The sequence below is a fragment of the Streptomyces sp. VNUA24 genome (assembly GCF_029167005.1).
GTDB classification, from domain to species: Bacteria; Actinomycetota; Actinomycetes; order Streptomycetales; family Streptomycetaceae; genus Streptomyces; species Streptomyces scabiei.
This window is the reverse complement of sequence record NZ_CP119143.1, coordinates 8,115,106-8,137,588: the sequence shown is the minus strand read 5'-3', so window position 1 is coordinate 8,137,588 and position 22,483 is coordinate 8,115,106. Positions and strand designations below refer to the sequence as shown.

Here is a 22,483-nt window from a genome sequence, read left to right as displayed (position 1 = left end):
CCTCAGGCCGCCGGGTCGCGCAGCCCGACGCAGTCGAGGGCCCAGAACGGCTCCGCGTAGACGAAGGTGCCCGTCATCCACGGCTCGTACGCGGACAGACGGGCGACCTGGAACGCGGCTTCGGGTATGCGCAGCGACGGCGGGCGGAAGCCCGCCGCGACGGCGCCCTCGAAGCCGCGCGTGCCGTAGTAGTGCGGTGAGCCCTCCAGGAAGACCAGCGGCACCCCCTGGCCGTCGGCGGCCGCGAGCGCGTGCGCGACGAGCCGGGTGCCGATGCCCTGCCCCTGGAGGCCGGGGACCACGCCCAGCGGTGACAGGGTCAGGACGTCCACGATCCGGCGCGGCGCGTCCAGCCGCGCCGCGCTCAGCAGGACGTGTCCGACGACCCGGTCGTCGACGGTGGCGACGAAGGACAGCGGCGCCGTCGCGGCCTGGGCGGTGCGCAGCGCCTCCACGAGCCCGGGGACCCGCTCGCCGTCCTCGAACGCACGGGTGTGCACGTCCCGCACCGCTCGGTGGTCGTCGGCGGTCTCCCGCCGGATCACCGGCCCCGTGGTGAGGGGACCGGTCCGTGCGCCCGCGGGCGTGCCCTGTGCCGTCATGGCCGCGAGGGTAGGCCCGGGGCGGCCCGGACCGCGAACGGATTACCGTCCGCGGGAGGGGGAGGTGACGTACCGCTCGGCTCCGGCCCGTACCTCTTCGCGCGTGTCAGACGCGTACGGTCTCGCGCTCGCCCGGCACGTGGGAGGCGACCACGCGGGCGTGGCTCCGGCCGGTGTGGGCCGGGGCCGTGGCGCGGCGGGCGTCCACGGTGCGGGCCACGGCCGCGACCGCCAGGCCGACCAGCGCCAGGCCCGCGCCCACCGTCGCCGGGGCGGTCGCGCCGAGGCCGGCGGAGAGGGCCAGTCCACCGGTCCAGGCGCCGCCGGCGTTGGCGAGGTTGAAGGCGGCCTGGTTGGCGGAGGAGGCGAGGGAGGGGGCCGTGGCGGCCTTCTCCATCACCATCAGCTGCAGGGGCGAGCCGGTGGCGAAGGCCGCGACGCCCAGCAGCAGGACGGCCAGGGCCGCGCTCCACTGCGCGGACATCAGGACCGGGAACAGGGCGAGGACCAGGATCAGCGAGGCCAGGCCGCCGAAGAGGGTGCCCCGCAGGGAGTGGTCGGCGAGCCGGCCGCCGGCCAGGTTGCCGATGGTCGCGCCCACGCCGAACAGCGCGAGCAGCAGGGTCACGCTGCCGGCGGCGAACCCGGCGGACTCCGTGAGCATCGGCGTGATGTAGCTGTAGGCGGAGAAGAGCGCGCCGAAGCCGGCGACGGTCGTGCCGAGGGCGAGCCAGACGGGAAGCGAGCGCAGGGCGCCCAGTTCGCCGCGCAGACCGGCCGTCGGGGCGGCCGCGCGGTCGCGGGGCAGCAGGAACGCCAGGGAGGCGATGGCCGCCAGGCCGATCGCGCCGACGCCGAGGAAGGTGATCCGCCAGCCGAAGTGCTGGCCCACGAGGGTCGCGGCCGGTACGCCGGCGACGTTGGCGATCGTCAGGCCCAGGAACATCAGCGAGACCGAGCGGGCCTTGCGCTCCGGGGCGACGAGGCCGGTGGCGACGACCGCGCCCACGCCGAAGAAGGCGCCGTGCGGCAGACCGCTGAGGAAGCGGGCGGCGAGCAGCCAGTGCTCGTCGGGGGCGAGCGCCGACAGCGCGTTGCCGGCGACGAAGAGGACCATCAGCCCGATCAGGACCTTGCGGCGGGGCAGCCGGGCCGTGAGCGCGGCGAGCAGCGGGGCACCGATGACGACACCCAGCGCGTAGGCGGAGACGAGGTGGCCGGCGGCGGGGATCGAGATGCCGAGATCGGCCGCGACCTCGGGGAGGAGGCCCATGATGACGAACTCGGTCGTGCCGATTCCGAAGGCGCCTACGGCGAGTGCGAGCAGGGCCAAGGGCATGGCGGGACCTTTCGGGAAGAGCGGGGGGGATGTCGGGGTTCCGTTTCATCGTATGTTCCTCTGCGGAACAAACTCGAACCGGCGACGTATTCCCTGCCGCCCGCGGCCGCCCCACCAGCGGCGTCAGCTCCCGGACGTGTCGATCGTCACCCGTGCGGCCACCGGCAGATGGTCGCTGCCGGTGGCCGGCAGGGCCCAGGACGCCCGCGGCTCCATGCCCCGGACCATGATCTGGTCGATACGGGCCATCGGGAACGAGGCGGGCCAGCTGAAGCCGAAGCCGTCGCCCGCCGCGCCCTGGGTGGAGCGCATCTGGGCGGTGACGGCGTTCAGCGCCCGGTCGTTCATGGTGCCGTTGAGGTCGCCGAGGAGGACGACCTGCCGGATCGGCTCGTCGGCGATGGCCTCACCGAGGGCGTTGGCACTCTTGTCGCGCTGGCGGGCGGTGAACCCGGCCTCCAGCTTCACCCGCACCGAGGGCAGATGGGCGACGTACACGGCGACCGGCCCGTCCGGCGTCGCCACCGTCGAACGCATCGCGCGCTCCCAGCCGAGCTTGATGTCGACCGGCTCGGTGCCGCTCATCCGGTACTTGCTCCACAGGCCGACGGTGCCGACGACCTCGTGGTACGGGTACGTCGCCGCCAGCGCCTTCTCGTACACCGGCACCGCGTTCTCGGTCAGTTCCTCCAGGGCCACCACGTCCGCGCCGGAGGAGGCGACCTCGCGGGCCGTGCCGGACGGGTCGGCGTTGTCCGCGTTGACGTTGTGGGTCACGACGGTGAAGTCGCCGCCGCTCGCGGTCTTGCTGGTGACGAGTCCGCCGAAGGTGTTCAGCCAGACCACCGTGGGCACCAGGAGCGCGACGAGCGCGGTCGCCGATTTGCGCACCAGCGCGAGGATCAGCAGCAGCGGGATCGCGACGCCCAGCCAGGGCAGGAACGTCTCCGTCAGACTGCCGAGGTTTCCCACGGCGTTGGGGACCTGGGCGTGCAGCACCATGACCAGGGCGACGAGGACCGCGAGGACCGCGAGGACGATGCCGCGCCGCCAGATCCGGCGGTCCCCTCTCCAGCCGCCGAAGAGGCGGCCCAGCAGGCGCCGGAGCCGGTTTCGTTCGCGGCCCTGGCCCGTGTCGCCGCCGCCCGTCTCCGTCATGTACGCCTGCGCCATACCGTCGCCTCACTGCCTGCCGTGCACTCTTCCCCGCGCCTCAAGACCCTAGGGGATGATCGCCGCCGATCCCGACGCCGCGTCGCGGCCTCACGGGGACGAGGACGAACAACGCGCTGTTCGGAGTTCCGAACCGGCCGTCAGGGCCCGACGTCTGTAACGAAACGCGCACATCGCTGTGACTCACTTCGCAGGGGGACGGAGCCCTTCGAGCACGGTGTCGACGATGGTCTCCGCGAGATCCTCGGGCAGCGGGGCCTCCGGGCGCATGACGGTGCGCACGAGCATGGGACTGAAGACCAGGTCGCCGACGAGGTCGAGGTCGACGTCGGCGCGGAGTTCGCCGTTGTCCCGGCCCCGGCGCAGGACTTCGGCGAGGGCCCGGCGGCGGGGGGCGACGACCTCCGCGTGGTAGGCGTCCCAGATCTTGGGGCTGCTCTTCATCTGGGCGATGACGTTGTGCAGGATCGCCGACGGCCGGTTGAGCAGGCCGCGCCTGCGTGCCGACTCCAGGAAGACGACCAGGTCGTCGCGCATCGAGGTGCCGGGCAGCACGGGGTCCGGGGGTTCGGCGGCGCGCAGTACGTCGACGAAGAGGGCCTCCTTGCCGCTCCAGCGGCGGTAGATGGTCGCCTTGCCGACGCCGGCGGTGCGGGCGACCCGTTCGATCGACAACTCCGCGAGCGGCACGCCGTCTTCGAGGAGCTTCATCACGCCTTCGACGATGGACCGCTCCACGGCCTCGCTGCGGGGACGCCCGCGGACGGGGCCCGCGTCCCGGACGCGCCCGTCTGCGGCGTGGCTCTCGGCGAGGCTCAAGGTCGACTCCGTCTCTGTGTGGCGCGGTCTCCGTGTGGCGTGGTCTCCGTGTGGCGTGGGACCGGACCGATTGTCGGGTCAGTGCTCCACGGCCGCCAACTCGGGCTCCTCCTTGCCCTCCTGGCCGCCCTTCGGCCGTCCCGGCAGGAACACCGCCATGGCCACGGCGCCGAGCAGGGCGATCCCGGCCCCGCACAGGGCGGTGACGTGCATGGCGTGCAGGAAGGCGTCGTGGGCGGGGCCGACCAGGGCCTCGCCCCGTTCGCCGAGACGGGCGGCGAGGCCGAGGGTGGCCTCGATGGACTCGGCAGCGGCGTGCGGGGCGCCCGGGGGGAGTTCGCCCTCGATGCCGCCGCGGTAGGCGGTGGACAGCACCGAGCCGAGGACCGCGATGCCGAGGGCGCCGCCGACCTGGCGGAAGGTGTTGCTGAGCGCGGAGGCGGAGCCGGCCTTCTCCCGGGGCAGCGCCTGCATGATGAGGACGCTGAGCGGGGTCATCACATGGGCCATGCCCACGCCCATGAGGAAGAAGATGACTTCGAGGACCCAGATCGGCGTGTCCGCGTCCAGGACGGCGAACGCGGCCAGCATCCCGGCGATCAGCGTCATGGCGGCCGTGCACACCGCGCTGTTGCCGAAGCGGTCCACGACGAGGCGGGCGCGCGGCGCGAAGACGAACTGCGCGACGGCCAGCGGCAGCATCAGCAGACCGGTCTGGAGCGGGGAGTAGCCGCGCACGGTCTGGGTGTAGAAGACCGAGAAGAAGGTCACGCCCATCAGGGCGAAGAAGACCAGGCCGATGACGCCGATGGACGCCGAGAAGACCCTGTTCCTGAAGAACGTCATGTCGATGGACGGGTGGTCGCTGCGCTTCTCGAACACCACGAAGGCGGCGAGGACCGCGAGTCCGGCCGCGATGGTGGCGAGGACCGTGACATCGGCGAAGTCGGCGAGCTGGCCGCCGCGGATGATGCCGTAGACGAGGAGGACGAGGCCGACGACGGAGAGCACCACGCCGACGGGGTCGATACGGCCGGGGTCGGGGTCGCGCGAGTCGGGCACCAGCCAGATCATCAGACCGAGCGCGAGGACGACGATCGGCACGTTGACCAGGAAGACCGAGCCCCACCAGAAGTGGTCGAGCAGGAGGCCGCCGGTGATCGGGCCGATGGCGATGGCGAGACCGACGCCGCCCGCCCAGATGCCGATGGCCTTGGGCTGCTCGTCGCGCTCGAAGACGTTCATCAGGACGGCGAGGGTGGCGGGCATCACGAAGGCGGCGCCGAGACCCATCACCGCACGGAAGACGATCAGCTGGGCCGGGGAGCCGGACATGGCGGCCAGCGCCGAGCCGAGGCCGAAGACCACGAGTCCGCCGAGCAGCACCTTCTTGCGGCCCAGCCGGTCGCCGAGCAGCCCCGCGGAGAACAGCAGGCCCGCGAAGACGAGCGTGTAGGCGTTGATCGCCCACTCCAGCTCGCTCTGGGTGGCGCCCAGCCCGGTGGGCTCCGGGGTGGAGATCGTCTTGATGGCGACGTTGAGGATCGAGTTGTCGAGCACCACGATCAGCAGGCTCAGCATCAGCACACCGAGGATCACCCAGCGGCGCCGGTGCACCACCGCCGGTATACGGGAGTCAGGGACTGCGGTAGTCATGTCGTCGAGCCTAGACCTATTTCGATACGGGACCGTCTCGTATCGTTAATCTTTTACCCTGTTCTTAACAGCCGCATGCCGGGACGGTCACACGTGCGTGCCCTAGCCGTCCTTTAGCCGAAGTGCCACCATGGACGTGGTCCGGGGACACCGTCAGGGTGCCTCGAGATGACATGAAGGAGCTGGACGATGACGCAGCTTTCGGCTGCCCGGACGAACCCCTCCGACGGCAGCAAGGCGCTGTACGGGGGCAAGGGCACGCGTCGGATCACCGTCAGGGACATCGCCCTCGCCAAGGAGCGCGGCGAGAAGTGGCCCATGCTCACCGCGTACGACGCGATGACCGCCTCCGTCTTCGACGAGGCCGGCATCCCGGTGATGCTCGTCGGCGACTCCGCCGGCAACTGTCACCTCGGCTACGAGTCGACCGTGCCCGTCACCCTCGACGAGATGACCATGCTGTCCGCGGCCGTCGTCCGGGGCACCAGCCGGGCACTGATCGTCGGCGACCTGCCCTTCGGCTCCTACCAGGAGGGCCCCGTACAGGCGCTGCGCTCGGCGACCCGCATGGTCAAGGAGGCCGGGGTCGGCGCGGTCAAGCTGGAGGGCGGCGAGCGCTCGCACCGCCAGATCGAACTGCTGGTCGAGTCCGGCATCCCCGTCATGGCCCACATCGGCCTCACGCCGCAGTCCGTCAACGCGATGGGCTACCGCGTGCAGGGGCGCGGCGAGGAGGCCGCGCAGCAGCTGCTGCGCGACGCCAAGGCCGTCCAGGACGCGGGCGCGTTCGCGGTCGTCCTGGAGCTGGTCCCGGCCGAGCTGGCGGCCGAGGTCACCCGGGTGCTCCACATCCCGACCGTCGGGATCGGGGCGGGCCCCGAGACCGACGCGCAGGTCCTCGTGTGGACCGACATGCTCGGACTGACGGGTGGGCGGATGCCGAAGTTCGTGAAGCAGTACGCCGATCTGCGGGCGGTCATGGGGAACGCGGCGAAGGCGTTCGCGGAGGACGTCGTGGGTGGTGCGTTCCCGTCGGAGGAGCACTCCGTCCACTAGCCCGGAAGCGTCACTGAGCCATAGCGGTACGACTGCGGCCCGCCGATCTTCCCCCGTCGGCGGGCCGCGGCTTCGTTTTGGCCGGGCGCGGGAGGGGTGGGGGTGCGGGGGTTCGTCGGCGGGTGCGGGGGTTCGTCGGCGGGTGCGGGTGCGTGGGGCTTCTCGCGCAGTTCCCCGCGCCCCTGAAAGACCAGGCCCTGCGGGCCTGGAAGACGGCGGGGCTGCGGCGGATGGAAAGCACGGGGCGCAGCCCCTGCTTTTCAGGGGCGCGGGGAACTGCGCGAACGGCCCCCACTCACCCGCACCCGCCGACGAGACCGCACCCCCCACCCCCTCCCGCGCGCCCGGCCCCACACCCGTGTCGGCGACCTGTAGGTGGTTTGTCGGTGGGGGCTGGGACCGTCGTCCTCATGACACGAATCGACAAGAACTCCGGCGGCGCGAAGGGCGCTGTGACCGTGCGGGGGCTGGTCAAGCACTACGGCGAGACCAGGGCGCTGGACGGTGTCGACCTCGACGTGCGCGAGGGCACGGTGATGGGGGTCCTCGGCCCCAACGGCGCGGGCAAGACGACGCTCGTACGCTGCCTGTCCACCCTGATCACCCCCGACGCCGGCAGTGCGACGGTGGCCGGCTACGACGTCCTGCGGCAGCCGCGGCAGCTGCGCCGCGTGATCGGGCTGACGGGCCAGTACGCCTCCGTGGACGAGAAGCTGTCCGGCTTCGAGAACCTGTACATGATCGGCCGGCTGCTCGACCTGCCCCGCAAGGAGGCCAGGAGCCGCGCCACCGGCCTGCTGGAGCGGTTCTCGCTGACCGACGCCGCCGGACGCCCGGCGGCGACGTACTCCGGCGGCATGCGGCGGCGGCTCGACCTGGCCGCGTCCATGATCGGGAGCCCGGCCGTGCTGTACCTGGACGAGCCGACCACCGGCCTCGACCCGCGCACGCGGAACGAGGTGTGGACCGAGGTCAAGCGCATGGTCGGCGACGGCGTGACCGTCCTGCTGACCACGCAGTACATGGAGGAGGCCGAGCAGCTCGCCTCCGAACTGACCGTGATCGACAAGGGCAAGGTCATCGCGGGCGGCCGTATCGAGGAGCTGAAGGCCCAGGTCGGCGGTCGGACGCTGCGGGTCCGGCCGGCCGATCCGGTGCATCTGCGGCCCCTGGCCACGGAGCTGGACGGCCTCGGTATCACCGGCCTCGCCACGACCACCGTGGACACCGAGACCGGCACCCTCCTCGTGCCGATCCTCAGCGACGAGCAGCTGACCGCCGTCGTCGGCGCGATCACCGCGCGCGGGGTGACCATCGCCTCGATCAGTACCGAACTGCCCAGCCTGGACGAGGTGTTCCTGTCCCTCACCGGCCACAAGACCGGTGCGGCGCAGGACGCGGCCCCGTCCCCCGCCTACGAGGAGGTCGCCGTATGAGTGCCGCCACCACCGTCCCCACGACCGCCCCCGCGACCGGCGACACCGTCCGGGCCGACGGCCGGATCGGGCTGCGGGCGCACGCCCGGCACACCGGCGCGCTCGTCCGGCGGAACCTGCTGTGGATCCGGCAGGACCCCGAGTCGATGTTCGACGCCGTCCTGATGCCGATCGTGTTCACCCTGCTGTTCGTGTACGTCTTCGGCGGCTCCATCGGACAGGCGCTGGGCGGCGGCCAGGAGCAGTACGTGCAGTACGTCGTGCCCGGCCTGATGGCGATGATGGGCATGAACATCGCCATGGGCGTGGGCACGGGCTTCAACGAGGACTTCCAGAAGGGCGTCATGGACCGCTTCCGGTCCCTGCCGATCGGCCGGTCCTCGGTGCTCCTCGCGAAGATCTCCGTCGAGCTGCTGCGCATGCTGGTCGCCACGACGATCCTGCTGACGGTCGGGGTGCTCATCGGCTTCGACATCACCAGCTGGCCGGGGCTGTTCGGCGCGGTGGGCCTCGCCGTCGTCTTCGGGTCGTCCCTGATGTGGATCTTCCTGGTGCTGGGCGTGACCATGAAGAACGCCCAGTCCGTGCAGGCCATGGGGTTCCTGGTGCTGTTCCCGCTGCAGTTCGGGTCGTCGATCTTCGCACCGACCCAGTCGATGCCGGGCTGGCTGCAGGCGTTCACCGACTACAACCCGCTGTCGTCCCTGGCGGACGCGGCGCGCGGGCTGATGACCGGTGGCCCGATCGCGCACGACCTGCTGGTCACGCTCGGCTGGTCGGTGGGCCTGACGGCGGTGATGGCACCGATCGCGATCCACAAGTTCAAGACCAAGAGCTGACCGCCGGGCCTGTACGGGCGGGGCGAAGGGTCACACGAGGGCGACGGCCTCCTCCAGGGTGAGGGCGCCGCCCTCGGCGTACGCGGTGTCGTAGGCCGTGTCGTCCAGCGAGGCCCGGGTCACGGTCTCGGCCATGGCCCGGGCCTCGGCCTCCATCGGGCTGGAGAAGTGTCCGGGCGGCAGCAGCGCGTCGGCCGCGCCGAGGAGCCGGGCGGCGTCACGGGCGCGCTCGCCGCCGTCGACGCTCGCGACGGACAGGGCGGCGGTCACCAGATGGACGGCCGGCATATAGGGCGCGACCGTCAGGGACAGCCGGTCCAGGCTCCGCTCCAGCGCCCGGCGCATCAGCCGCAGCGCCTCCTCGTGGTGCCCGGACACCGCCTCCAGCCAGCCCTCGACGCCGATGACGTACCCGGCGAAGAGCACGTAGTCGGCGGCGTGGAAGTCCTGGCGCAGCAGGGTGAGCTGCTCCCTGGCCTCGGTCGTGCGCCCGGTGCGGCCGAGGCGGGCGGCGAGGTAGAGGCGGGCGATGGGCACCGCCTCGCGGGCGGCCGTGCGGCGCCCCCGCCCCGACTCCAGCACGTCGAACAGCATCTTCTCGCCGCGCTCCGGGTCGCCGCTCTCGATGTACGCACCGCCGAGCCGGACGCCGAGGACACCCAGCTGAGCGTTGGTGCCGAGCCGTTCGGCGTACTCGATGGCCCGCTCGTAGTCCGCGGCGGCGAGCGCGAACTCGCCCCGGCGTTCCAGGGACTCGCCGCGCGCGGAGAGCGCCTCGGCGGCGCCCCAGGCGTCCCCGAGCCGGTCGAAGATCTCCAGCGCGCCGTCGGCGTCCGCGAGGGCGTCGCCCGCCCAGTCGGAGCGGTTGGCGAGGATGTTGGCCCGCAGCTGCAGGGTCTGCGCCAGCTCCCAGGTGAAGCCCAGTGAGCGGCAGGTGTCGATGTTGGTGTCGAGGATGGCGCGCAGCCGGTCGATGTCGCCGGTCAGCAGGACGGCGTAGAACCACATGAAGCCGGGGAAGCGGCAGGTCTGCGGCTGGCCCGGCCGGTAGGTGGCGCTGATGACCCGCAGTTTCTCCTGGGCCTCGGCGGTCTGCCAGGCGGGCAACTCCATGTCCATGCAGGCCAGATGGACGAGGTGCACCCCGCGCCGGGCCTCGTCGAGGACGGCGGGGCTCATCGGCGGCGGCTGGTCCACGAGGCGTTCGCGCAGGTCCGGGACGGGGCGCGCGGGCGCGGTGAAGGGGTTCGGGCCGAGTTCCTTGACCTGGGCGGACCAGTGCCGGGCCTCGGACTTCAGGTCCCTCATCTGCCAGTACCAGCACAGCGACAGCGCCAGGCAGAGCGCCTCCTGCTCGTCCCGCTCGGCGACGGCGTACCGCAGGGCGGTACGGATGTTCTCGTACTCCAGCTCCAGCAGCCCGATCGCGGCGCGCTGCCCGGCGCCGCGCAGCAACGGGTCGGTGGCGCGCACGAGTTCGCGGTAGTACGTGAGGTGGGCGCGTTCGGCGGCCGGGCGGGTGCCGGTCTCGTCGAGCCGTTCGCCCGCGTACTCGACGACGGTCTCCAGGAGCCGGTAGCGCATCTCACCGCCCGTCCCGGCCGCGGAACCCTCCGAAGGGGCCGCCACCACCAGGGACTTGTCGACGAGCGAGCCGAGCGCCTCCAGCGCCGCGGGTCCGCAGACGGCCTCGGCGGCGGCCAGGTCGCAGCCGCCGGCGAACACCGACAGGCGCCGAAGGACGTACCGCTCGTCCTCGTCGAGCAGCTCCCAGGACCAGTCGACGACCGCGCGCAGGGTCTGCTGCCGGGGCAGGACGGTACGGCTGCCCGAGGTGAGCAGCCGGAAGCGGTCGTCGAGGCGGTCGGCGATCTGGCGGGGCGTCAGCATGCGCAGCCGGGCCGCAGCCAGCTCGATGGCGAGGGGCAGTCCGTCGAGGCGGCGGCAGATCTCGGCGGCGGCCTCCGGGTCGGCGTCCACGGTGAAGCCGGGCCGGGCGGCGGCCCCCCGGTCGGCGAGCAGCCGCAGCGCGTGGGGCTGCGTCAGCGGTTCCACCGGGCGCAGCAACTCCCCCGGTACGCCGAGGGGTTCGCGGCTGGTGGCGAGGACGGTCAGCTCCGGGCAGCGCTGGAGGAGCTGGTCGACGAGGTGGGCGGCGGCGGCCACGACGTGTTCGCAGTTGTCGAGGATCAGCAGCATGCGGCGTCCGGCGCAGTGTTCGGCGAGGCGGGCCAGCGGGTTGTCCTTGCGGTCCGCCGCGACCCGCATCTCCTCGGCGCCGGCGCCCCGCAGGACGGTCTCGCGGGCGCCCAGGGCGGTGAGGACGGTCTCCGGGACGTTCGCGGGGTCGTCCACGGGGGCTAGTTCGGCGAGCCAGACACCGTCCGGCATGGCGGCGGCGACCGCCTCGCCGGCCTCCTGGGACAGGCGGGTCTTGCCCGCGCCGCCGGGGCCGAGGAGGGTGACGAGGCGGGTGGTGGTGAGGTCGTGGCGGATGGTGTCGATGTCGGTGTCCCGGCCGACGAACGAGGTGAGGCGGGCGCGGAGGTTTCCCGGGGGGCGGGTGGGATGGGGGTGCGGCTCCGGGTGCGGCCGTGGCCCGGGGCGGGGAGACGGGGCGCCGGGTGCGGGTTCGTGGGCGTTCTCGCGCGGTTCCCCGCGCCCCTGACGGGGCGCTGGTCGGTCGAGGCTCAGGAGGTCCGCGTGGAGTTCGCGCAGGGCGGGACCGGGGCTCGTGCCCAGGCGGTCGGCCAGCAGACGGCGCACCTCCTCGTACGCGGCCAGCGCCTGCGCCGTGCGGCCGGTGTCGCGCAGGGCGCGCAGCCGGAGGGTCTGGAGGGGTTCGTCGAGGGGGTGGGTGCCGCAGAGGGCGGTGAGGTCCGGGAGGGCGGAGGCGGCGCGGCCCAGGGCGAGGGCGGCGGTGAGACGGGTGCGGTGGGCGTCGAGGCGGCGGGTCTCCCAGCGGGCGGCCTCGGCGGCACGGTCGGGGAGGTCGGCCAGCGGCGGGCCCTGCCAGAGGGCGAGCGCGTCGTCGAGGAGACCGGCGGCCGTGCCCGGATCGCCGTCGGCGAGCGCGCGGGCGCCCTCGTCCGCGAGGCGGGCGAAGCGATGCAGGTCGATGTCGTCCGGGGCGGCGGCGAGACGGTAGCCGCCGTTCAGCGAGGCGATCGCGTCCGGGCCCAGCGCCCTGCGCAGCCGGCCGACCAGCGCCTGCAGCGCGGCCGGCGCGTCGGCGGGCGGATCGTCGGCCCACACCTCGTCGACGAGCGCGGCCACGGGCACCGCACGCCCCCGGCGCAGCGCGAGCACGGTCAGCAGGGCACGCAGCCGGGCACCCCCCACGGGAACGGGGGTGCCGTCGGACTGCAGGGCCTGGGTGGTGCCGAGGATGCGATAGCGCACGAGGTCCATTGTCTCTGTCGGTCGTCTCTACGGAGTCGGTTCGCCTGGCCGGTCCATCGGGCCGAGCCGGACTCTCCCGCGCGACCGCCGACCGTTCGTCCCCACCTTCCTAGGAACCGGGAGGGGATCGCGAGACGTTTTCGGCGTGTGCCCGGTACCGTCGGGCAGTCCGGTCGGGTGATCGACCGTCCGCCGAGCGTCCTAGGAGCCCCATGACCACCGCCGCGTCCCGCCGGAGCGACCGGAGGATCAGTCCCGTCTTCGTGGGGATCGTGGCCGTCATGGCGGTCACCGGATGGGCCACCTGGACCGGGTTCGCCGAGCAGCCCGGGCTGGCGGTCTTCCTGTTCGTGACCTCGGCCTGGGTGGTCTCGCTGTGTCTGCACGAGTACGCGCACGCCCGTACCGCGCTGCACAGCGGTGACATCACCGTTGGCGCAAAAGGCTACTTGAGCCTCAATCCACTCGCCTACACCCACGCCCTGCTCAGCATCGTGCTGCCCGTCGTCTTCGTGATCATGGGTGGGATCGGGCTGCCCGGTGGCGCGGTGTTCATCGAGCGTGGCCGGATCCAGGGCCGTTGGAAGCACAGTCTGATCTCGGCGGCGGGCCCGCTGACGAACGTCGCGTTCGCGGCCGTCTGCACCGCGCCCTTCTGGCTGGATGCCACGGACGGTGTGCCGGCGGCGTTCCTCTTCGCGCTCGCCTTCCTCGCGATGCTGCAGGTCACGGCGGCGATCCTGAACTTCCTGCCGGTGCCGGGGCTGGACGGCTACGGCGTCGTCGAGCCCTGGCTGTCGTACAAGATCCGCCGCCAGGTGGAGCCGCTGGCGCCGTTCGGGCTGCTGCTGGTGTTCGCGGTGCTGTGGATCCCGGCGGTGAACGGGGTGTTCTGGGACGTGATCGACGCGTTCATGCGGGGCCTGGGCATCCAGGACCAGCTGTCCGACTGCGGCTACTGGCTCTACCGGTTCTGGCGCGCGGACAGCGACGTCTGCCTCACCGGGGTGTGACCGCCCCGGGCCCCTGCCGGGCCTTGCGCACGTAGTACCAGGTCATGTTGGACGACAGGCCGGCCATCAGCAGCCACACCACACCCAGCCAGCTGCCGCGGCTGAAGGAGACCACGGCCGCGGTGACCGCGAGGAGACAGACGACGAGGGCGTAGACGGCGAGCCGCCGGGCCGGGCCGGGCGGGAGCGAGGGGGGCATGGGGGTCGGCTCCTGGGAGGGCGGTCGGACGAGGTGGTACGGCGTCCAGTGTCCCCCATGCCCGTACGCGTACGTACGTCGCCTCACACGTCGGTGAGGCGGATGCCCGCGTGGGCCTTGTAGCGGCGGTTCACCGAGATCAGGTTGGCGACCAGGGACTCGACCTGGTGGGCGCCCCGCAGTCGGCCGGCGAAGATGCCGCGCATGCCGGGGATGCGCCCGGCCAGCGCCTGCACGATCTCGACGTCGGCCCGCACCTCGCCGAGCACCATCACGTCGGTGTCGATCTCGTCGATCTCCGGGTCCTCCAGGAGGACGGCGGAGAGGTGGTGGAAGGCGGCGGTGACGCGCGAGTCCGGGAGCAGGGCGGCGGCCTGCTCGGCCGCGCTGCCCTCCTCCGGCTTCAGGGCGTAGGCGCCCTTCTTGTCGAAGCCGAGCGGGTTGACGCAGTCGACGACGAGCTTGCCGGTCAGCTCCTCGCGCAGCGACGCGAGGGTGTCGCCGTGCCCGTCCCACGGGACGGCGACGATCACGATGTCGCTGCGGCGGGCGGTCTCGGCGTTGTCGGCGCCCTCGACGCCGTGCCCGAGTTCCTCGGCGACGCCCCGGGCGCGGTCGGCGGCCCGCGATCCGATGATCACCTTCTGGCCGGCCTTGGCGAGCCGGTAGGCGAGGCCCTTGCCCTGCGGCCCGGTGCCGCCGAGCACGCCGACGACGAGCCCCGACACGTCCGGCAGGTCCCAGGGGTCCTTCGCCGGGGCCTTCGCGGGGGGCTGCTGTGCACTGTCAGTAGAGGTCATGGGCCGACTTTACGTGCGTGACCGCCGGGCGTGACGATCAGGTGAGCGCGGTCACGGTGTGCCCGGTCGGGGGCCGCCGAAAAGCGGTTGCCGCAGTCGGGGGAGGCCGCCCAGCATGGCCCGTCGTGACTGCTTCCGACGATGCCGCTCCGGGTGACACGGCCTCCTCTCCTCCCGCCTCCTCCCCTCCCCCGGCCGGGTCGCGCCTCGGCGCGTTGTTGCCCGATCTCGGGCCCTGGCGGGTGTCCGTGGACTTCCGGCGGTTGTGGGTGGCGGGGCTGATCACCAACTTCGGGAGCTTCCTGACCTTCGTGGCCCTGCCCGTGCAGATGAAGGAGCTGACCGGGTCGTCCGCGCGCGGCGGGCCCGGCGGGCCCGCCGGGGCCGGTCAGTCGGTGTTCGAGTCCGTCGTGGGGGTGTCGTGCCAGCGGGGGTCGTTCTCCCACTCGGCGTTGCGCTCCTGGGCCGTCTCCATGGCCCGGGTCGCGTCCTGGCGGGAGGCGTAGGGGCCCATCCGGTCCTTGCCGGGGCAGTCGGGACCTTCCTCGACCTTCTTGTGCTCCAGGCAGTAGAACCACTCGCCGGGCTTGCCGGCCGTACGCCGTTTGAACAGAGGCATGACCTGAGTTCCCTTCCGCAGTCGTCCCCGACATGGTCCCCCACCACCGCTGGTTAAACTCGCTGGCATGTCTGGCCAGTCGCTGCTCGCACCGGGGAAGCTCTCCCCCACCCGTACCGTCCCGGGACACATCCGCCGACCCGAGTACGTGGGCAAGCCCGCCCCGACTCCGTACACCGGGCCGGAGGTGCAGACGCCCGAGACCGTCGAGGCCATGCGGATCGCCGGCCGGATCGCGGCGCGGGCGATGGCCGAGGCGGCGAAGCACATCGCCCCCGGGGTGACCACGGACGAGCTGGACCGGGTCGCGCACGAGTACATGTGCGACCACGGGGCCTATCCGTCGACGCTCGGCTACCGGGGCTTCCCCAAGTCGCTGTGCACCTCGGTCAACGAGGTCATCTGCCACGGCATCCCCGACTCGACCGTGCTGCGCGACGGCGACATCGTGAACCTGGACGTGACGGCGTACATCGGCGGTGTGCACGGCGACAACAACGCCACGTACCTGGTGGGCGACGTGGACGAGGAGTCGCGGCTGCTCGTGGAGCGGACCGAGGAGGCCCTCGCGCGTGCCGTCAAGGCGGTCAGGCCCGGCCGGCAGATCAACATCATCGGGCGGGTCATCGAGTCGTACGCGAAGCGGTTCGGGTACGGGGTCGTGCGCGACTTCACCGGGCACGGGATCAACTCCTCGTTCCACTCCGGCCTGATCGTCCCGCACTACGACTCCCCGCACGCGACCACGGTGATGCAGACGGGGATGACGTTCACGATCGAGCCGATGCTCACGCTCGGGTCGTACGACTACGACATGTGGGACGACGGCTGGACGGTCGTCACCAAGGACCGCAAGCGCACCGCCCAGTTCGAGCACACGCTGGTGGTGACGGAGACGGGCGCGGAGATCCTCACGCTGCCCTAGGGCCCCTTTCGTTCCCGCGGGACAGCCCGCCTCCGGCTCAGGCCGGCGGCGGGCTTTTCGCTGGGCGGATGCTTCGGCCGGACTCGGGGTACCGTTTTACCGACAGGGAGTCGGGAACCTGTTGACTTAGGCAAGCCTAACCGCGGAAAATGGCGTCAGCTTCTCGTCTTCCCACTTCGGCACCGGAGGCCCCATGAACACGTCGGTCGCATCGGACACGGCGTTCTCCACGCTCATCCGCACCGCTTCACACGAGCAGCACACCGAGGCGGAGTCCACGACGTTCATGGGCGACATGCTGGGCGGCAAGCTCGGCGTCGAGGCGTACGCGCGGTACACCGAGCAGCTGTGGTTCGTGTACGAGGCGCTGGAGAGCGCGGCGCCGAGGCTGGCGGCCGACCCGGTCGCCGGGCCGTTCGTCCAGCCCGAGCTGATGCGGCTGACCGCGCTGGAGCGGGACCTGGCACACCTGCGCGGCCCCGGCTGGCGCTCGACGCTCACGGCGCTGCCGGCGACCGAGGAGTACGCGGCGCGGGTCGCCGAGTGCGCGCGTACGTGGGCCGGCGGCTATGTGGCCCACCACTACACGCGGTACCTCGGCGACCTCTCCGGCGGGCAGATCATCCGGGACCGGGCCGAGAAGACCTGGGGCTTCGCCAGGAAGGGCGACGGCGTCCGGTTCTACGTCTTCGAGCAGATCACCAACCCGGCCGCCTTCAAGCGGGGCTACCGGGAGCTGCTGGACCGGGTGCGGGCCGACGACCTGGAGAAGCAGCGGATCGTGAGCGAGTGCAAGCGGGCGTTCGCGCTGAACACCGCGGTCTTCCGCGCCCTGGGCGACGAGTTCCCGTTGAGCGCGTGAGCGCGTGAGCGCTGCGCTCGCCGGGGCGGGGCATTGAGGTTGTGGGTCCGTGCGGGTCGGTGGGGGCTGGTCGCGCAGTTCCCCGCGCCCCTTGGAGGTGACCCCTTGCCGGCAAAGGCGCCCTGGCGTGCCCTAGCGCTCCAGGAACACCCGGCCCCCGACCTCCACCCACCCGTGCGGCTGCGGGGCGGTGAGCAGCTGGGAGCCCGTGCCCTGGGTGATGTTCAGGGCCCGGCCCAGTTGGGCGGTCAGCTGCAGGGCCGCCGCGCCCGTGGCCTCGTCCTCGTCGATGCCGTCACCCCGGCCGGGGAAGGCACGGGCACGGACACGGCCGGCCGCCTCGTCCTCCCAGGCCCAGGCATAGATCCACTCGCCCGGCGGCGGTACGCGCAGGTCGTCGACCTCGGCGGCGGTCGCGTACTGGCGGAAGGTGCGGGGCGGGGCCCACTCCGGCAGTGCCTCGATCCAGCTGAACTCGCCGTCCAGCCGGGCCCCGACGACACCGGCCGGGGTGACCAGCTCGGGCACGTCCAGCAGCCAGGCCGCGCCCACGCAGGGGTATCCGGCGAAGGGCAGGCGCAGCGAGGGGGTGTAGATGTCGATCACACCGCGCTCGGGGTCGTCCACGAACACGGTCTCGCTGAAGCCGAGTTTGGCGGCGAACTCCTGGCGGTCGGCGCGGTCGGGCATCACGGAGCCCTCGCGGACGACGCCCAGCTCGTTGCCGTATCCGCCGCGGGGTCCGCAGAACACCCGCAGCACATCGAAGTCGGTCACCCCGGCATTGAAACATCAACCGGGCCCCGGGTCGTACCAGGTCACCCCCCTTCCGTACGGCGACCGGGCCGGTCCCGGCCCCACGGAGGGGTGGATCAAGTGACGTACGGGACAAGCCGGTTGAGCCGGAGAGGCCCGACGGGCCCGCGGAGGGCGGCCGCCCGGCGGGGACCCCTGCCGGGGCCGGACGCGGGCCGGGGCGCGGGCCGGGGCGCGGGCCGGGGCGCGGGCCGGGGCGCGGTGGTGGTCACCCACGGACCGGCCCTGTCCCGATCACGCGGATACATGACGAAAGTGGATCTTGGGAGTGAAACCGCGTTCTTGACCGGCGATTGGGCCTCTTGACCCTCTCTTGACCGGACTATGGGGGCTGTTTTGAGCCACCGTGATCGGCCCGTGCTCGTACGGCCCCGGGGAGGGGGTTTCACTGGAAGGACAGCAATTGGTGAGGTAAGCCTCAGATAACTGAGGCCCGCCTCACCTTCTCTGTGTGTCCTCCGTGTACTGCCTTGGAGCCGAAATGCGCCCCCTCAGACTGTCCGTCGTCACCGCCGCCACCACCGTGGCGGCCCTGACCGCTCTCACCGGCTGCACCGAGAAGAGCAGCGCGGGCGCGGACGGGGCGATCGCGGTCACCGCGACCGACACCACGTGCGAGGTGTCGAAGAAGGAGTTCCCGGCCGGTCACGTCGAGCTGGACATCGAGAACAAGGGGTCCAAGGTCACCGAGGTCTACCTCCTCTTCCCCGACGACCGCGTGGTCACCGAGCGCGAGAACATCGGCCCCGGCACCAAGCAGAAGGTCACCGCCGAGGTGAAGGCGGGCGACTACCGGATCGCCTGCAAGCCGGGCATGAAGGGCGACGGCATCCGGCAGGACGTCAAGGCCACCGGCGGCGGCAAGGTCGCCGCGCGCGATCCGCGTCTGGACGAGGCCGTCGCCTCCTACCGGAAGTACGTGCAGACCCAGGCCGACGAGACGATCCCGCTGGTGAAGGTGTTCGCCGACGCCGTCAAGGACGGGGACGTGGAGGCCGCGAAGAAGGCGTACGCGCCCTCCCGTATCGGCTGGGAGCGCACCGAGCCGGTCGCCGAGTCCTTCGGTGACATCGACCCGAAGGTCGACGTGCGCGAGGACGGGCTGGAGGAGGGCCAGGACCCGGAGAAGGACTGGACCGGCTGGCACCGTCTGGAGCGTTCGCTGTGGAAGGACGGCAAGCTCACCGCCCGTGACTCCGAGCTGGCCGACCAGCTGGTGAAGGACCTGGTCGACTGGCAGAAGCGGGTCGGCAAGGCCGAGATCACCCCGACCTCCATGGCCAACGGCGCCAAGGAGCTCCTCGACGAGGTCGCCACCGGCAAGGTCACCGGCGAGGAGGAGCGCTACTCGCACACCGACCTCGTCGACTTCAAGGCCAACGTCGAGGGCGCCGAGAAGTCGTACGCGCTGCTGAAGTCCGTCGCCGCCGAGAACGACCCGGAGCTGACGAAGGAGCTCGACCAGCAGTTCGCGGCCCTGAACACGCTGCTCGACAAGTACCGCGAGGACAGGACCGGCTACGACTTCGTCTCCTACGACAAGGTCGGCAAGCCGGAGCAGAAGGAGCTGTCGGACGCGGTGAACGCGCTCGCCGAGCCCCTCTCGCAGCTCGCGGCAGCCGTGGTGAAGTGACGATGACCGCCGACGACTCCCCCGAGCCCGGCCCCGCGCCGGAGCACCCCCGTACCCCGTCCCGGCGTGCGCTGATCGGCTGGGGTGGTGCCGGGCTCGCGCTCGGTGCCGCCGCGGCCGGCGGCGCGGTCGCCGCGGCCCGCCCGGACGGCGACGACGACACGGCCCCCGCGGCCGGGGCGGCCGTCGCCTTCCACGGCGCCCACCAGGCCGGGATCGCCACGCCCGTGCAGGACCGGCTGCACTTCGCCGCGTTCGACGTGGAGACCGAGGACCGCGACGCGTTCGTGGCCATGCTGAAGGACTGGACGGTCGCCGCGCGCCGGATGACCGCCGGGAAGGCGGTCGGCGACGGCGCGTACGGCGGTCTGGCTCAGGCCCCGCCGGACGACACCGGCGAGGCGCTGGGGCTGAAGCCGTCGCGGCTGACGCTGACCATCGGGTTCGGGCCCTCCCTGTTCGACCGGTTCGGGCTGGCCGGACGGCGGCCCGAGGCCCTCGTCGACCTGCCGCAGTTCGCCGGCGACAACCTCGACCGGGCGCGCAGCGGCGGCGACCTGTGCGTGCAGGCGTGCGCGGACGACCCCCAGGTCGCGGTCCACGCCATCCGCAACCTCGCCCGCATCGGCTTCGGCAAGGTCTCGGTGCGCTGGTCCCAGCTCGGGTTCGGCAAGACCTCCTCCACCACCCCCGAGGCGCAGACCCCGCGCAACCTCATGGGGTTCAAGGACGGCACCCGCAACATCGCCGGCACGGAGACGGACCGTCTGAAGAAGTTCGTGTGGGTGGGCGAGAAGGACGTCGACGCGGACTCGGCCTGGATGAGGGACGGTTCGTATCTCGTCGCCCGGCGCATCCGTATGCACATCGAGACCTGGGACCGGACCTCGCTGCAGGAGCAGGAGGACATCTTCGGCCGCGACAAGGGCGAGGGCGCCCCGGTCGGCAAGGCGAAGGAACGCGACGAGCCGTTCCTGAAGGCGATGCTGCCGGACGCGCACGTGCGGCTCGCGCACCCCGACTCCAACCACGGGATCACGCTGCTGCGGCGCGGCTACTCCTTCACCGACGGCACGGACGGGCTCGGCCGCCTGGACGCGGGCCTGTTCTTCCTCGCCTACCAGCGCGACGTGCGCGAGGGGTTCATCCCGGTCCAGCGCAACCTGGCCAAGGACGCGCTCAACGAGTACATCCAGCACGTGGGTTCGGCGATCTTCGCGGTGCCGCCGGGCGTCCGGGACGCGGACGACTGGTGGGGCCGGGCGCTGTTCTCCTCTTCAACGGCCACGGAGGACTGACACCGTGTTCGCGAACTATCTGATCGGTCTGCGAGAGGGCCTGGAGGCCAGTCTCGTCGTCTGCATCCTCATCGCCTACCTGGTGAAGACGGAGCGCCGGGACGCGCTGAAGCCGATCTGGACCGGCATCGGCGTCGCCGTCGGACTCGCCCTCGCCTTCGGCTGCGTCCTCGAATTCGGCTCCCAGGAGCTGACGTTCAAGGCGCAGGAGGCGCTCGGCGGCTCCCTGTCGATCATCGCCGTGGTCCTGGTGACCTGGATGGTCTTCTGGATGCGGCGCACCGCCCGCCACCTCAAGGCCGACCTGCACGGCAAGCTGGACGCGGCCCTGCGGATGGGCACGGGCGCACTGGTGGCGACCGCGTTCCTCGCGGTGGGCCGGGAGGGCCTGGAGACCTCGCTGTTCGTGTGGACGTCGGTGCGGGCCTCCGGTGACGGCACCGAGGGCCCGCTGGTCGGCGTCCTGCTGGGCCTGGCGTCGGCGGTGGTGCTCGGCTGGCTGTTCTACCGGGGCGCGCTGCGCATCAACCTCGCCCGGTTCTTCACCTGGACCGGCGGCATGCTCGTGGTGGTCGCGGCCGGAGTCCTCGCGTACGGGTTCCACGACCTCCAGGAGGCGGACTTCCTGCCCGGCCTGACGGACAAGGCGTTCGACATCACCGGGACGATCCCGCCGGACAGCTGGTACGGCACCCTCCTGAAGGGCGTCTTCAACTTCCAGCCCGACCCGACGGTCCTCCAAGTCACGGTCTGGCTCCTCTATCTGGTCCCGACGCTCGCGCTGTTCCTCGCCCCGGTAGGGTTCGCCTCCGGGAAGGGGAAGGTGAAGATTCCTGATGAGCAGGGTTCTCGGGGTTCCGAGCCCACGAAGGCCTCGTGAGGTTCGTCCGGTGCGTACAGGCGGAAGGTCCCCCGGACCCCGCCGGCAGGACGGACGTCCGCGGTCCGGCGGGTTTCCGTCGTACGGCCGCGGTGCGCTGCTGACCACGGCGGTGACCGCGCTGGCGCTGACGGCGAGCGGGTGCGTGGTGGTCCGCGGCGACCTGGAGGTCGTCCCCACGACGACCCAGGGGGAGGCGGCGCGGGCTCTGAAGGACTTCACCACCGCCTACAACAAGGCGGACAAGGCGTACGACCAGAGCCAGGACGCCTCCCGGGTCACCGGCGCGCTCGCCGACATCGACGGCGGCAAGCTCCGCTCGGGCGCCAAGCTCCACCCGGGCGGCAACCCGGACCATGTGGCGCTGAAGCTGACCGACGTCACGTACACGATCCCGAAGAAGGCGGGCTGGCCGCGCTGGTTCGTGGCCGACGCCGACGCCAACAAGGGGAACAAGACGGACCGTTGGCTGTTCGTCTTCACCCGGGACGGGCTGACCGACCTGTGGGAGGTCTCCTTCCTCACCGTCGTGCCCCGCGCCGACCTGCCCGAGTTCAAGAAGGACGAGAACGGCTACGCGCGGGCGGTCACGCCCGACGACCCCGAACTCTCCGTCGCCCCGGCGGAGTTGCCCGAGAAGTACGTGACGTACCTGCGGGAGGACAGCGCCCTCTTCGCGGACGGCCCCTACACCTCGGAGAAGCGTTCCGAACGCCGGCGGAACGCCACGAAGCCGGGCCTGGCACGGCAGTTCATCGACGAGGCCCTCACCAACGGCGACTACGCTCCGGTCGGCCTGCGCACCACGGACGGCGGGGCACTGGTCTTCTTCACCACCCGGCACTACCAGAAGCAGACCGCCGCGCAGGGGGTGAGCATCCCCGTCCGGGACTCGGCCGTCAGGGCGCTGATGACGGGCGAGCCCAAGCAGTCCCTGACCCTGGAGTTCGTGAACAACCAGGCGGTCCTCGACCCGGCGAAGACGAACTCGGAGCAGCCGGTGAAGTTCCTGAGCCAGGTGGGCGGGCTCACGGGGGCCAAGGGCGAGTGACGGCGGGGCGCCGGTGACGTGGAGCCCGGTGCGAGGCGCACGGCCGCCGGGCCGGGCGCGGGGTG

The 22,483-nt window shown here is 72.0% G+C and carries 20 protein-coding genes and 1 pseudogene; 11 read left to right on the top strand and 10 right to left on the bottom strand.

Going from position 1 to position 22,483, the window contains the following annotated elements:
* Positions 1-2: 2 nt before the first annotated feature.
* From PYR72_RS34870 to PYR72_RS34850, 5 genes are all read right to left on the bottom strand, one after another.
* On the bottom strand, positions 3-545 hold the full coding sequence (locus tag PYR72_RS34870; protein ID WP_275460603.1) for an N-acetyltransferase: 543 nt from the start codon (positions 543-545) through the stop codon (positions 3-5).
* A 163-nt stretch (positions 546-708) separates the two neighbouring features.
* The gene (locus tag PYR72_RS34865) at positions 709-1,941 is read right to left on the bottom strand and encodes an MFS transporter (RefSeq protein WP_275458994.1); all 1,233 of its coding nucleotides are present in this window, start codon (positions 1,939-1,941) and stop codon (positions 709-711) included.
* A gap of 123 nt (positions 1,942-2,064) precedes the next feature.
* Positions 2,065-3,114: an endonuclease/exonuclease/phosphatase family protein gene (locus tag PYR72_RS34860; protein WP_275458993.1), complete on the bottom strand. Its 1,050-nt coding sequence runs from the start codon at positions 3,112-3,114 to the stop codon at positions 2,065-2,067.
* Positions 3,115-3,297: 183 nt separating this feature from the next.
* Entirely contained in the window at positions 3,298-3,933 is a 636-nt protein-coding gene (locus tag PYR72_RS34855; protein WP_275458992.1) for a TetR/AcrR family transcriptional regulator, read from the bottom strand.
* 78 nt (positions 3,934-4,011) lie between these two features.
* Positions 4,012-5,589 (bottom strand): MFS transporter, encoded by a 1,578-nt coding sequence (locus PYR72_RS34850; RefSeq protein WP_275458991.1) that lies wholly within the window; start codon positions 5,587-5,589, stop codon positions 4,012-4,014.
* Positions 5,590-5,778: 189 nt separating this feature from the next.
* On the opposite strand from PYR72_RS34850, the gene panB reads away from it, so the two are divergent.
* From panB to PYR72_RS34835, 3 genes are all read left to right on the top strand, one after another.
* A complete protein-coding gene (panB, locus tag PYR72_RS34845; protein ID WP_275458990.1) occupies positions 5,779-6,645 on the top strand; it encodes a 3-methyl-2-oxobutanoate hydroxymethyltransferase in 867 nt (288 codons plus the stop codon).
* Positions 6,646-7,055: 410 nt separating this feature from the next.
* The gene (locus tag PYR72_RS34840; protein WP_275458989.1) at positions 7,056-8,081 is read left to right on the top strand and encodes an ATP-binding cassette domain-containing protein; all 1,026 of its coding nucleotides are present in this window, start codon (positions 7,056-7,058) and stop codon (positions 8,079-8,081) included.
* The gene (locus PYR72_RS34835) at positions 8,078-8,920 is read left to right on the top strand and encodes an ABC transporter permease (protein ID WP_275458988.1); all 843 of its coding nucleotides are present in this window, start codon (positions 8,078-8,080) and stop codon (positions 8,918-8,920) included. Before PYR72_RS34840 ends, PYR72_RS34835 begins: the two co-directional genes overlap by 4 nt.
* A 30-nt stretch (positions 8,921-8,950) precedes the next feature.
* Here the strand turns inward: PYR72_RS34835 and PYR72_RS34830 are convergent, their stop codons facing one another.
* Entirely contained in the window at positions 8,951-12,331 is a 3,381-nt protein-coding gene (locus tag PYR72_RS34830; RefSeq protein WP_275458987.1) for a BTAD domain-containing putative transcriptional regulator, read from the bottom strand.
* A 203-nt stretch (positions 12,332-12,534) separates the two neighbouring features.
* Between PYR72_RS34830 and PYR72_RS34825 the strand changes: the two genes are divergently transcribed.
* Positions 12,535-13,335, top strand: coding sequence for a site-2 protease family protein (locus PYR72_RS34825; RefSeq protein ID WP_275458986.1), 801 nt, complete (start codon positions 12,535-12,537; stop codon positions 13,333-13,335).
* Here PYR72_RS34825 and PYR72_RS34820 read toward each other — a convergent pair.
* Positions 13,322-13,534, bottom strand: a complete 213-nt coding sequence (locus PYR72_RS34820) for a hypothetical protein (RefSeq protein WP_275458985.1) — start codon at positions 13,532-13,534, stop codon at positions 13,322-13,324. The genes PYR72_RS34825 and PYR72_RS34820 overlap by 14 nt on opposite strands.
* A gap of 83 nt (positions 13,535-13,617) precedes the next feature.
* The gene (gene npdG, locus PYR72_RS34815; RefSeq protein WP_275458984.1) at positions 13,618-14,334 is read right to left on the bottom strand and encodes an NADPH-dependent F420 reductase; all 717 of its coding nucleotides are present in this window, start codon (positions 14,332-14,334) and stop codon (positions 13,618-13,620) included.
* Positions 14,335-14,549: 215 nt separating this feature from the next.
* Here npdG and PYR72_RS34810 point away from each other — a divergent pair.
* Positions 14,550-14,690 (top strand): annotated as a pseudogene (locus PYR72_RS34810) (MFS transporter); the annotation flags it as partial.
* Positions 14,691-14,722: 32 nt separating this feature from the next.
* Here PYR72_RS34810 and PYR72_RS34805 read toward each other — a convergent pair.
* Complete coding sequence (locus PYR72_RS34805; protein WP_013004186.1) at positions 14,723-14,953, bottom strand: hypothetical protein; 231 nt, start codon at positions 14,951-14,953, stop codon at positions 14,723-14,725.
* A 67-nt stretch (positions 14,954-15,020) separates the two neighbouring features.
* On the opposite strand from PYR72_RS34805, the gene map reads away from it, so the two are divergent.
* Both map and PYR72_RS34795 read left to right on the top strand, forming a co-directional pair.
* Positions 15,021-15,878: a type I methionyl aminopeptidase gene (gene map / locus PYR72_RS34800; protein WP_275458983.1), complete on the top strand. Its 858-nt coding sequence runs from the start codon at positions 15,021-15,023 to the stop codon at positions 15,876-15,878.
* 193 nt (positions 15,879-16,071) lie between these two features.
* Positions 16,072-16,740: a biliverdin-producing heme oxygenase gene (locus PYR72_RS34795; RefSeq protein ID WP_275458982.1), complete on the top strand. Its 669-nt coding sequence runs from the start codon at positions 16,072-16,074 to the stop codon at positions 16,738-16,740.
* A 132-nt stretch (positions 16,741-16,872) separates the two neighbouring features.
* Here PYR72_RS34795 and PYR72_RS34790 read toward each other — a convergent pair whose 3' ends face one another.
* A complete protein-coding gene (locus PYR72_RS34790) occupies positions 16,873-17,517 on the bottom strand; it encodes a PhzF family phenazine biosynthesis protein (RefSeq protein WP_275458981.1) in 645 nt (214 codons plus the stop codon).
* 520 nt (positions 17,518-18,037) lie between these two features.
* On the opposite strand from PYR72_RS34790, the gene efeO reads away from it, so the two are divergent.
* The 4 genes from efeO to PYR72_RS34770 are packed head-to-tail and all read left to right on the top strand — an operon-like array spanning position 18,038 to position 22,418.
* Positions 18,038-19,189, top strand: a complete 1,152-nt coding sequence (gene efeO / locus PYR72_RS34785; protein WP_275458980.1) for an iron uptake system protein EfeO — start codon at positions 18,038-18,040, stop codon at positions 19,187-19,189.
* 2 nt (positions 19,190-19,191) lie between these two features.
* Positions 19,192-20,487, top strand: coding sequence for an iron uptake transporter deferrochelatase/peroxidase subunit (gene efeB / locus PYR72_RS34780; RefSeq protein WP_275458979.1), 1,296 nt, complete (start codon positions 19,192-19,194; stop codon positions 20,485-20,487).
* Positions 20,488-20,491: 4 nt separating this feature from the next.
* Complete coding sequence (efeU, locus tag PYR72_RS34775; RefSeq protein ID WP_013004180.1) at positions 20,492-21,367, top strand: iron uptake transporter permease EfeU; 876 nt, start codon at positions 20,492-20,494, stop codon at positions 21,365-21,367.
* The gene (locus PYR72_RS34770) at positions 21,324-22,418 is read left to right on the top strand and encodes a hypothetical protein (RefSeq protein ID WP_275458978.1); all 1,095 of its coding nucleotides are present in this window, start codon (positions 21,324-21,326) and stop codon (positions 22,416-22,418) included. The genes efeU and PYR72_RS34770 overlap by 44 nt, the downstream gene beginning before the upstream one ends.
* The last annotated feature ends 65 nt before the right edge of the window (positions 22,419-22,483 follow it).